Annotated in this window: 16 protein-coding genes; all 16 read left to right on the top strand. The window is 41.2% G+C overall.

Annotation, left to right across the window (positions count from 1 at the left end; genetic code table 11):
- Positions 1 to 195: 195 nt before the first annotated feature.
- The 16 genes from G1O98_RS34430 to G1O98_RS34355 all read left to right on the top strand — a co-directional run bounded on the left by G1O98_RS34430 (position 196) and on the right by G1O98_RS34355 (position 8,777).
- Entirely contained in the window at positions 196 to 447 is a 252-nt protein-coding gene (locus G1O98_RS34430; protein WP_243458627.1) for a hypothetical protein, read from the top strand.
- Positions 448 to 514: 67 nt separating this feature from the next.
- On the top strand, positions 515 to 727 hold the full coding sequence (locus G1O98_RS34425; protein ID WP_163938208.1) for a hypothetical protein: 213 nt from the start codon (positions 515 to 517) through the stop codon (positions 725 to 727).
- Positions 727 to 954, top strand: a complete 228-nt coding sequence (locus G1O98_RS34420) for a hypothetical protein (protein ID WP_163938205.1) — start codon at positions 727 to 729, stop codon at positions 952 to 954. The genes G1O98_RS34425 and G1O98_RS34420 overlap by 1 nt, the downstream gene beginning before the upstream one ends.
- A gap of 8 nt (positions 955 to 962) precedes the next feature.
- On the top strand, positions 963 to 1,223 hold the full coding sequence (locus tag G1O98_RS34415; RefSeq protein ID WP_163938202.1) for a hypothetical protein: 261 nt from the start codon (positions 963 to 965) through the stop codon (positions 1,221 to 1,223).
- 6 nt (positions 1,224 to 1,229) lie between these two features.
- Positions 1,230 to 1,964 (top strand): ERF family protein, encoded by a 735-nt coding sequence (locus G1O98_RS34410; protein WP_163938199.1) that lies wholly within the window; start codon positions 1,230 to 1,232, stop codon positions 1,962 to 1,964.
- Positions 1,965 to 2,223: 259 nt separating this feature from the next.
- Positions 2,224 to 2,547 (top strand): hypothetical protein, encoded by a 324-nt coding sequence (locus tag G1O98_RS34405; RefSeq protein WP_163938196.1) that lies wholly within the window; start codon positions 2,224 to 2,226, stop codon positions 2,545 to 2,547.
- Positions 2,548 to 2,561: 14 nt separating this feature from the next.
- Positions 2,562 to 2,801 carry a hypothetical protein gene (locus tag G1O98_RS34400; protein ID WP_163938193.1) on the top strand — a complete coding sequence of 80 codons (240 nt, stop codon included), beginning with the start codon at positions 2,562 to 2,564 and terminating at the stop codon, positions 2,799 to 2,801.
- Positions 2,802 to 2,846: 45 nt separating this feature from the next.
- Positions 2,847 to 3,239, top strand: coding sequence for a hypothetical protein (locus tag G1O98_RS34395; RefSeq protein ID WP_163938191.1), 393 nt, complete (start codon positions 2,847 to 2,849; stop codon positions 3,237 to 3,239).
- A gap of 55 nt (positions 3,240 to 3,294) precedes the next feature.
- Positions 3,295 to 3,657 (top strand): hypothetical protein, encoded by a 363-nt coding sequence (locus G1O98_RS34390; protein WP_163938188.1) that lies wholly within the window; start codon positions 3,295 to 3,297, stop codon positions 3,655 to 3,657.
- 4 nt (positions 3,658 to 3,661) lie between these two features.
- Positions 3,662 to 3,940 (top strand): hypothetical protein, encoded by a 279-nt coding sequence (locus tag G1O98_RS34385; protein WP_163938185.1) that lies wholly within the window; start codon positions 3,662 to 3,664, stop codon positions 3,938 to 3,940.
- A gap of 134 nt (positions 3,941 to 4,074) precedes the next feature.
- Positions 4,075 to 4,320: a hypothetical protein gene (locus tag G1O98_RS34380; RefSeq protein WP_163938182.1), complete on the top strand. Its 246-nt coding sequence runs from the start codon at positions 4,075 to 4,077 to the stop codon at positions 4,318 to 4,320.
- A gap of 235 nt (positions 4,321 to 4,555) precedes the next feature.
- A complete protein-coding gene (locus tag G1O98_RS34375; RefSeq protein WP_163938179.1) occupies positions 4,556 to 4,975 on the top strand; it encodes a hypothetical protein in 420 nt (139 codons plus the stop codon).
- On the top strand, positions 4,965 to 5,675 hold the full coding sequence (locus G1O98_RS34370; protein ID WP_163938176.1) for a hypothetical protein: 711 nt from the start codon (positions 4,965 to 4,967) through the stop codon (positions 5,673 to 5,675). Before G1O98_RS34375 ends, G1O98_RS34370 begins: the two co-directional genes overlap by 11 nt.
- Positions 5,676 to 5,814: 139 nt before the next feature.
- The gene (locus G1O98_RS34365; RefSeq protein ID WP_163938172.1) at positions 5,815 to 6,225 is read left to right on the top strand and encodes a hypothetical protein; all 411 of its coding nucleotides are present in this window, start codon (positions 5,815 to 5,817) and stop codon (positions 6,223 to 6,225) included.
- A 3-nt stretch (positions 6,226 to 6,228) separates the two neighbouring features.
- Positions 6,229 to 6,945 carry a hypothetical protein gene (locus tag G1O98_RS34360; protein ID WP_163938167.1) on the top strand — a complete coding sequence of 239 codons (717 nt, stop codon included), beginning with the start codon at positions 6,229 to 6,231 and terminating at the stop codon, positions 6,943 to 6,945.
- Between the two features lie 11 nt (positions 6,946 to 6,956).
- Positions 6,957 to 8,777 (top strand): hypothetical protein, encoded by a 1,821-nt coding sequence (locus tag G1O98_RS34355; protein ID WP_163938162.1) that lies wholly within the window; start codon positions 6,957 to 6,959, stop codon positions 8,775 to 8,777.
- The last annotated feature ends 199 nt before the right edge of the window (positions 8,778 to 8,976 follow it).

The following is an 8,976-nucleotide window of genomic DNA, read 5'->3' as shown; positions in this document are numbered from 1 at the left end:
TTTGCGAATGTGGCTTGACGCACACCTTGGACATTTCATAGTGATCGCACTAATTCATATTTCTATTCTGCAACGCCAAAAATTCTCCTACCTCCAACAGACCCTAATGCAGAGGTACAAGAAATTCCTCCCTACAAACTCGTATACGTCAATGGAGCTTGCCCCAGAACTTATCGAGTATACAAAGCTGATTCAATGCTGGGAGTAATATTTCAGCACATTACGCACTGGTCGAATGCTGTAGATAAGATTCGATACGCCGAGCCGATTGATGCAGCAGTTGGACTAGACGAATTTATGAATGTGGCAAGGCTATCAAAAGCGACTACAGAGCAACCAGCCACGGAAGAAGAGTTGCTAGATAGAGAATTTGACACACTGACGAGTAACGAGTGGGAACGGCTAAGGAAGTACGTTCCACAAGCAAAACATTTGGTTGCAGCGTAAGAAACGGGGTGGGCGTTGCTGCCCACTTCCTCAATAAGACTGTTTTACTTACATCACAAATATAACAATGACACCCATAGAAATACTACAAGAATTCAACTCGTGCTACTTGAAGATTCAGGCGATTGCCCAAGATGAAAACTGGCTTTTGCTAATTGCTGATAAAAAGATTGACCCAGAAGCCGCAACTCACGTAGGCGATATATTGCATTACTTGGGCGAGGCAATGGGGTGTGTCGAAGAAGTCGTTGAAATCAAGTTTAATCAGGAATCAAAATAATGAAACTCTATGCAACCAGTATTCCTCAAAGTTTGCCAAGTTGGGCAACTGTTATATCGAATAATGCAGGTTTGATTGAGGTTGAAATAAATGATAAAGACCCTGGCTTTCATTCAATAATTGAGGAATTAACTACTGAAATTCAACCAGGAGTTATTGGTGTAAAAGCTAGCGATTTATGTCAAATACTCAGCATTGAAATGGTTGATAGTAACAAAGAAAATTGATAACCAAAATGAAATTTACAACTGTATCTGTTAGCTACTCCAGAAAATTTAATCTAGGCGACTATGAATCTCTAGAACTAGGCTGTTCTCTCTGGGCACAAGTAGAAGATGGAGAAGACGCTGACGGAATAACCCAATTCCTCTATCACCAAGCTAAAACTTCGGTAAAACAAGCAGCAATGCCTGTCTTGAAAGCCTCAGAGTTTCAGATAAATAAAGTTAAATCTAGCAAAAAAGTGTCTGGCGATATCAATGAAAACTATTGGTAGAGGACAATGCAAGAATTAATCAAAGCTTTAATCAAAGCGAAGGCAGAGTTTAACCCCATTCAAAAAGACGGGACTAATCCTCACTACAAGCGCAAATATGCAACACTAGATGCTGTATTAGATGCTGTCACTCCTGCGCTTGGTAAATATGGATTAGTAATAATTCAAACTACCGAAATCTTTGAAGGTAAAACCGTACTACGGACTCATATTTTTCATGAGTCTGGAGAGAGTATCACCAGCACTTATCCCCTCCCCGAAATTAGTGATTTTCAAAAGTTTGGTGCAGCATTAACTTATGCACGACGATATGCAGTTTGTGCAATTTTATCGGTGACAGCAGATGAAGATAATGATGCTGAAGGCGCAACTACTCCTCAAAAGCCTGAACAGCCCCAGAATAACATTAGACCCCGCAAAGACAATCAACAGTATAGAGTCCAGCAACCAAAGCAAGCTGTAACTGCACCATCAATCAGCCCAAAAGATTTGCGAGTCAAAGAAGTTCGTACACTTTTAAATTATCCGTTGGATTTGGTGAAAGAGTGGCTGCATTCTCGAAATGTGACTAGTCCAAGTGAGCTTGATTCTGTTCAAATTGATGAGCTAGTGAAAACTATGTGTTTGGCTTGGGCTGGTAATAAGTTTGGACATCCTGATCATGCTATTAATTCTTATCAGAAACACGTAATTGATGCTGTATTACGAGGTGTTTCTGAGATGGAAGCAATTCAAGCATAGATGGAAAGAGCGCTTGCACAATTACCAGAACTGAATTGAATAACACCAATAGGAAAAATATCATGCCGAGAAAATCCACTCATCCCGCCCCTGCTGATCATTCCTCATTGTGCATACAATACCTTCGTCGTTGTGGGGGTAGCGCACGATTGTGCAGTATAAACTTCAGTCTTAGCTTGATTCAAACACTGGTTAATCAAAGAAAGGTAAAGATTACGAATACTGGTGCAGGTTTTTATGTTCAGTTGGAGGAATCCAAATGACTAACTACAAACAAGTTGTTCCCCAATCTCAATTAGACCACAAGAGTAAAATGGTTCTTCGTCGCCGTACTAGGAGAAGATTCAACCCCAGGATTTTTCTCGATCGCACCATAGAAACAACTGCAATTGTCTCTTTACTTTTTACCGGATTTGCAGGAGTAGGGGCAACAGGCTGCTGGGGAATGGAGATTGCAACAAGTTCTCAACATTGGCAGCAACATAAAAAGACCTGCTTGGGGATGATGTTAGTTAGTTTTTCAGGCTTTTTGGGCAGTGCTTTGATTGGAGCAAGTTTTAGTATTCAACGAGATAAATTTTAGGGAGATAAACAATAATGGAAATCAAATTAACCACAGCAGAGATTCGGACTATTTTACAAGGATGTCAATATACGTTGCGGCTTGTGGGGAGTAGTAAGGATTATCGCAGGCTTCAGTCGTCCGAGTACTTTTCTACATCAAACAATGTAGTGCTAAATGATGCGTTTAATATTTTGGGAGAAATAGTAGACGCAATTGATCAGGTGGAGCAATTTTCTCAACAAGGAGAATCAGGGTATGAAGCAAGAAATTAAAGTTGTACAGAATTTTATTTTGTTCGACAATAGATAGAAAAACCAATGTCAAAGCTTAAATATTTAAATGTTTTTGTCGCAGCATCAGGAGCAACGGCAATGGCGATCGGCATCATTATCGGTGTTAAAGGAGCAATTGCACGAGAGGGTGCAAAAAGTTGGATTTCTGGCTTGTCTCTGATGCTAGGGGGAGTTGGATTGCAAACAATAGCTCTAGATCGTCTGTTAAAAACTCAAATTGAAGAACAAATCGACAGAACTTTAGAGGAAAGACTCAAAGCGAAACCAAAGGCTTGCAAAGGATGCCGAAATTTTCATGGTATTGAATATGGGAGAGTAAAGCTGGTTTGTGCGATTCATCCGTATGGAGTAGAAGGTGATACTTGCTCAGATCATGAGAAGTTCGCCAGCACTAAGCAACTAACTAAGTCAAATTAAGCACTCATTGATTCCGGTTCAGTACGTGATATTTCCAAAACTCGCTGTAATCAATATGAACACAAAGCAATTGATTCTTAAATCTGCTATTACCACTTTCGCACTTTCCACTGTTTTCAGTGGCATTGTATTTCTGTGGCAAACAAAAGCAAATCATCCCAATATAAGCGCTAGGTTGGCTTTGTGTTTCAGCATGATGGGAACTGGATTGACCATGTTTATCGGTAGTCGGATTGAGGCAGCGCAATTTGAAGAATCATTAAAACCTAGACCTGTTCCCACTCCCTGCCGAGGTTGCAAGCATTTCCACGGGGTTGTTTACAACAGTGTACTTTTCAATTGCGCTGTTCATCCCAAAGGCTGGCAAGGTGATAAATGCCCCGATTGGCAAACATTTAAAAAATCTTTAGAGGAGTAAGAAAATGACATTAACTTTAGATAATCGCTCTCGAAACAAAGAATCGTCCCTAACGCAAGCATTACGGCAGATACAGGAGTTAAACTCCAAAATTGCTGTGTTGGAGCAGCAGCATCAAGATTATGTGCAGAAGCAACAAAATCTGATTAGTGCCATTGCCGAAATCTGTGTTTCTCCAATGCAGGAAATACAGGCGCTGCGAATTCTGATTTATAGGGGAGAGGGGGAGTGTCGGCGGTACTTGCGTTCGGTGTTGGTTAAACAAAGTCAGGCTTCAAAATGACCATACGGGAAATCATTTGCCCAGTTCATATAAAAGAGCCAAGCATAAATTAAAGCGATCGCCACCGGACAAAGAAAGCGATCACTTCTGCCAGAAATGGCAGTTACCCCAAAACTTAACTTTTGAGCTAAAGTATGAACGCACAAACTGAAGAAATCAAAGAACTTGACCCATTAGTTTTTTGTGAAATTTGGGGATTAAGTTTTGAAGAGGCATCAGGATATTTAAATATTAGAGCCAGAACAATGACAGCTTATGCCTGCAAAAAATCGTCTAGAACTCATCGTCAACCATCTTCGAGAGTAAAAGCTTTAGCCGCAATACATCATAATAAATGGTTGAAAGAAGGTAAGAGTTTTCGCTCCGAAGGAGCTTGGTAAATATTGCACTGAAAATTTCTAAGTTATCAACAAAGTTATCAACAAAGTTGTCAACTTAGTAGCTTGAACCGCTTGGCGCGGTTTTTTATTATAAAAGAGCAAGGTCAATAGACAGTCAATAGACGCTGATCATTGATATCAATATGGACATCCATATTGATATCCATATTGACACTTAGATGCTACGGATATTGACTATCTTTTTGAGGCTATTGATACGGATTTGACTAAGTTCATGGAATCAGGATGGAGAAAACAACTTTTTAATCAAAAACAAAGCCAATCAGGGGTAAATCCCTTAGTTTTACCAATGTCAAAAGCGAAAGCGGTAAAAATTTTAGGTATTTGTCCCCGGACATTGGAACGATGGGCAAAAGTCGCTTCTTTGATTCCAGAGTATAGATTAATACTTTTAAGGATGCAGGCATTAGCCCAAGAGAAAAATCTCCGTGCTGCACCGATCACATCTTATCAAGTGTGGGTGATAGCAAAGATTGGTGAATTGTTTGGAGATATCAATCAAGGGATTGACAAAAAGGCTCTTGTCGAAGCAATTGTTGAAGCAAATAAAGTCGAGTACACCCGTGCCCAGTTTGAACAAGAGCAATTAGGATTTACATCACACAGTTTAGGAGAAACACATCATGTCGGATAGCATATTTACTCGTGCAGAATTATTTGAATTATTGAGTGCTAACTACAAGCCAGAGCAAATCATTGCTGGGTTAGAACAACTGGCTCAGTCAGATCCAGCTGTTGATCCAAACGCCCAAGAATTTCCTGTGGATATTAGTGATCGCTTAGAAAAGTTGTTCAATCTAGCGCAAGCAACCCTCGACAAATCGAAGCTGTTAGGAGGTAGCAGCAATTTGGCGAATATACAGACTCATGCAATAGACATGGCCACTGAACAATTACAATTTGTTGGAGTCAGTCGGGAAACTTTTAAAGCATTCTTGGACATTGTGGCAGGCAAGACTGTTGCTCAAGCGCTGGCAGTTCATGAGTTTGAGCAAGGATTGTTCGATGAAATCACGAGTGAACTTGATGCTCGTTCATTACAGCGACGCACAGAGCAAGGTTTTGATGAAATAGCGTTTATTTATCAGTTGGCCAAGAATCCCGAAATCAGGCAACAAATTACCCAAGAGTACGGGTTAAAGGCTGGGGATGAGGTAAAACAAGAGGTTCAAAAACTCACTAATACTGCTACCCCTGGTTTTGACCCGAAAGCATTTTTAGACGAATTAGGAGTCCCAACACCAGAAAAAAAGTCGAAACTACCTGCGACGATTCAGGATCTGAAAAATTTGACACGGTCTTTGTTGAGCAAACAACTCCAGTCTCCAACTTAAAATGGTGCAAGTTCTTCAAGGAGAATCTTTTCGGATTCTCAGTCATTTTTTTTCTAGTTTGCATTGGGCTGTCTGTTTACGTTCGCGTTATTAATGCACCGCCACCCCAGACAACACAAAGTATCTATGGGCTTCAACAATGAAATACCAGAAGCAAGCGATGTTGGGATTATTGGGCATGGGGTTAATCGCAAGTCCTTGGTTATCACAACTGCCAGCCCAATTCAAAACTTACTCTCACGGCATTACGATTCGTGAGTCAGAAGAACTAGAACGCATTAAAGCCGAGCAAAGGGCAGAAACCGCCGACAAAATTAACTCTCTTGGAGTTACGCCCTCATTCAGTAAGTTACGAATCAGGAACTATTTAGACTCAAAAAAACATAATCCTAGACCTGATACTACAGGTTATTTAGAAGATGAAACAGTTTTTGTGTATGACTCAACGGGTTTTTGTGTTGGGCGAATTGAACAGAGGCAATGGCGGTGGAAGTATAGATTCAAAAATGCTTGTAAGAATTCACCACTATACCAAGATTCTCATGATTGATTTATGAAATATCTCACTCCAAACAAATCTAATTCACAACCGAAACCAGAATCATCACCACAAAAAGAGCCAAAAAAAGGAGGAAGTGACTACTTAGAATTATTAGCTCGGTGGATTGTGGCATTAATCTCGCTGCCAGTCATCTTTATCTCACATATCATTGCCCAATTCGTTACCCCAGGCACACCCGGATACAAGCTTGTTGGTGCAATTGGTTTCTGGATTGGCACACTCCTTTCTACTGATAGCATCTGGCAGGTTTTATTTCAGGGAAAACCGATTTTTCCCTGGTTTGAAACAGAATGGATTGGTTGGTTTGGTTGGTTACAACTCCTATTTAATCCCTTGTTTTGGATTAGCTTCGGTATCTCTGCACTTGTCCAAGTGATGGAAGCTCGGACATTGCGTGGTAAAGACCCACAACAGGCCAAGAACGAGTTTGAGGAATCAAAACAATACACACTCGGCAGTAAACCAAATGGGAATATCGACCTGACAGTGGCATTGTGGGGCGATTACAAAGCTGCTGGCATGAAAGAACGTCATACAGGGGGAGCGATCGCACTATTTTTCTGGGTTCTGGATCTGACTACTACCTTCGTTGGTCGCAATCCCTTCCGCTACACGAACCCAGGTTTAATCCTGGCTTGTTTTGCTTACAATGTAGCCTCAATGATGGCAGGCGAGATTGGTTACAGCATTTGGAAGTTAACTAAGTAAGAGGGAAGAAGATGGAGCAACTGATACCAATGCTCGGTACAAAAGAAACGGCACTACTGCGTGGCGATTATCCCAGCATTGAGTATTTGGAAGCTGGGAATACCGCCTCTTGGTTACAGGAGCGTCAAGACCAGTTATTAGCCCGCGCCAAAGATGAGCGTAATGGCATGAATCTTGCTAAGTTTATTACTTTAGCAACGGCGGCGACTGGTGCTGTTTGTTATGCCACTTCTCCACTTGCTCCCATCGGTGCAGTCGTAGCTGGTGTTGGTTATCTTTGGTCAATTGTTCAGGACTTAAACGATACTCATCAATTTGCACCGATTCCCTTTATCCGTGGCGACTTCTTTAGTTTCCTTTCGGCAATGGGTGATAGTGCTGCCAGAGACGAATACTTTGCTAACTTCAATGAACTTGCTGATTTAATGCTGCACTTAGAGCCAATGGAGAAATACGAATTCGCCATGCTCAAACAATGTTCTCATGTTGTCTGTGAATACCTGAATGCCGTTGAACCTGGGAAAAGATTTTATGCTTACCGTTGGCTGCTCGATTGGTTTATTCAACTTAAAGGCTATTTCCCTACCCCTGAACAGCTATTCGGTCATTTGGCGCAAGTAAGTGTTGACCCCAGAGTAAACTATCAGCAAGTTACGGCTATTCAAGAAGCAACCAAACCTCAGAATTTAGGTATTCCAGAGGCAAGGTTTGCAAAACTACCAACTCCTGTCCCACAAACAACCCAAACTTCAGCGCAACAGATTCACTCTAATGAAGCTTCCCCTTTGTTAAATAGTGAATTTTTGGGAGCAGAAGCCTCTCATAGCTTAACTAATACCGATATCTCCACCTACACCACTAAACCCCAAGTGCAGTATGACCTAATCGCTCACATTGCTAAAAAAGTTACCAATATGCTGTGGGTTGGTGTCCCTGGTTCTGGCAAGGGCATCACCATTAGCAATGCAATCGATGCTATTAAGCGACTGCATCCTGGCATACACATCTTTTATATTGACCCAAAAGGTGACGAAAAAGAAACCGGTTATTTCAAAGGTCGTGTTGATACTTTTAAACGCGCTAAAATCCTAGAAATGTCCCCGGTCGAAGCCGTTAAATGGGTCAAAGAATGCTTTACCGAATTTCAAAATATCTCTGGCTCCAAGCTGATTATTTTAGATGAAGGAACGGCTGTTTGTTCCAAATTTAAAAATACCAAGGGTGAAATCGGCTGGCTCAAGGACAAAATCATCTCTTACTGTTCTTGCGGTGATAGTTCCGGTTGGCATTTCTGGATTGTCGTACAAAACCCGCACACTGATGACTTGGGCATTTCTGGCGGACTGCGATCGCAGTTAACGTCTGTGGCGTTGGTTCATCCTGATAACGTCCCAGCTTACAATGCCATGATTGCCACTCAACTCATCCCTAGCGATCGCAAGATTACCTCAACCCAAGTAATGGAGATTGCTGCACAATCACCAGTCGGTCGAGCAGTTTATTACGGCGGCATCAATGAATGGATACCAATGCCTCTGTTAAAGAATTTCTCTGGTTATGACCGGGATACCAAAAACTTTATTGACTCTGCACCAAGTAATAAGCAAACCTCTCAAGCTGAAACTAAGGAGTCAACCACACCAACAACCCAAGCTCAACAGATGTTGGCGCTCTTAGAGAAGACGAAAGCCAATTCCATTGATGAGTTTATCCAAACCGAGTTGAAATTAGACGGAGTTCCACCAGAACTAATCCGTTTGGGAATTGAAAAATTACTCCAAAATTCACCAATTAAATACAAATTTGACGGCTGCGATAGTAATCAAAATTAAAATTTGTTGAATAACTTATGCAAGACAAGAATCAAAGCAACTCCCCATCAAAAGCCTCAAGCTCTTTAGAAAAATTAACGACAAGTGTTGTTAACTTTATTAACAGTCTCTCTCAAAGCTTTAGAGGATGTTTGAAAAGTCGGAAAAGGTGTAAAAAAGCTCTCTCAGTATAAGCTGTGAATAGATAATAAACAGCACC

This window comes from Nostoc sp. UIC 10630 (assembly GCF_010747425.1).
Taxonomy (GTDB): domain Bacteria; phylum Cyanobacteriota; class Cyanobacteriia; order Cyanobacteriales; family Nostocaceae; genus Nostoc.
Note: the sequence above shows the minus strand (reverse complement) of the source record. Positions and strands in the feature narration are given on the sequence as shown.

Bases quoted from the DNA above. Each gene is read 5' to 3' on its own strand.
- G1O98_RS34380 (WP_163938182.1), top strand. From the start codon at position 4,075: ATGAACGCACAAACTGAAGAAATCAAAGAACTTGACCCATTAGTTTTT.
- G1O98_RS34360 (WP_163938167.1), top strand. From the start codon at position 6,229: ATGAAATATCTCACTCCAAACAAATCTAATTCACAACCGAAACCAGAA.
- G1O98_RS34420 (WP_163938205.1), top strand. From the start codon at position 727: ATGAAACTCTATGCAACCAGTATTCCTCAAAGTTTGCCAAGTTGGGCA.
- G1O98_RS34365 (WP_163938172.1), top strand. From the start codon at position 5,815: ATGAAATACCAGAAGCAAGCGATGTTGGGATTATTGGGCATGGGGTTA.
- G1O98_RS34425 (WP_163938208.1), top strand. From the start codon at position 515: ATGACACCCATAGAAATACTACAAGAATTCAACTCGTGCTACTTGAAG.
- G1O98_RS34390 (WP_163938188.1), top strand. From the start codon at position 3,295: ATGAACACAAAGCAATTGATTCTTAAATCTGCTATTACCACTTTCGCA.
- G1O98_RS34370 (WP_163938176.1), top strand. From the start codon at position 4,965: ATGTCGGATAGCATATTTACTCGTGCAGAATTATTTGAATTATTGAGT.
- G1O98_RS34415 (WP_163938202.1), top strand. From the start codon at position 963: ATGAAATTTACAACTGTATCTGTTAGCTACTCCAGAAAATTTAATCTA.
- G1O98_RS34410 (WP_163938199.1), top strand. From the start codon at position 1,230: ATGCAAGAATTAATCAAAGCTTTAATCAAAGCGAAGGCAGAGTTTAAC.
- G1O98_RS34430 (WP_243458627.1), top strand. From the start codon at position 196: ATGCTGGGAGTAATATTTCAGCACATTACGCACTGGTCGAATGCTGTA.
- G1O98_RS34405 (WP_163938196.1), top strand. From the start codon at position 2,224: ATGACTAACTACAAACAAGTTGTTCCCCAATCTCAATTAGACCACAAG.
- G1O98_RS34375 (WP_163938179.1), top strand. From the start codon at position 4,556: ATGGAATCAGGATGGAGAAAACAACTTTTTAATCAAAAACAAAGCCAA.
- G1O98_RS34400 (WP_163938193.1), top strand. From the start codon at position 2,562: ATGGAAATCAAATTAACCACAGCAGAGATTCGGACTATTTTACAAGGA.
- G1O98_RS34385 (WP_163938185.1), top strand. From the start codon at position 3,662: ATGACATTAACTTTAGATAATCGCTCTCGAAACAAAGAATCGTCCCTA.
- G1O98_RS34355 (WP_163938162.1), top strand. From the start codon at position 6,957: ATGGAGCAACTGATACCAATGCTCGGTACAAAAGAAACGGCACTACTG.
- G1O98_RS34395 (WP_163938191.1), top strand. From the start codon at position 2,847: ATGTCAAAGCTTAAATATTTAAATGTTTTTGTCGCAGCATCAGGAGCA.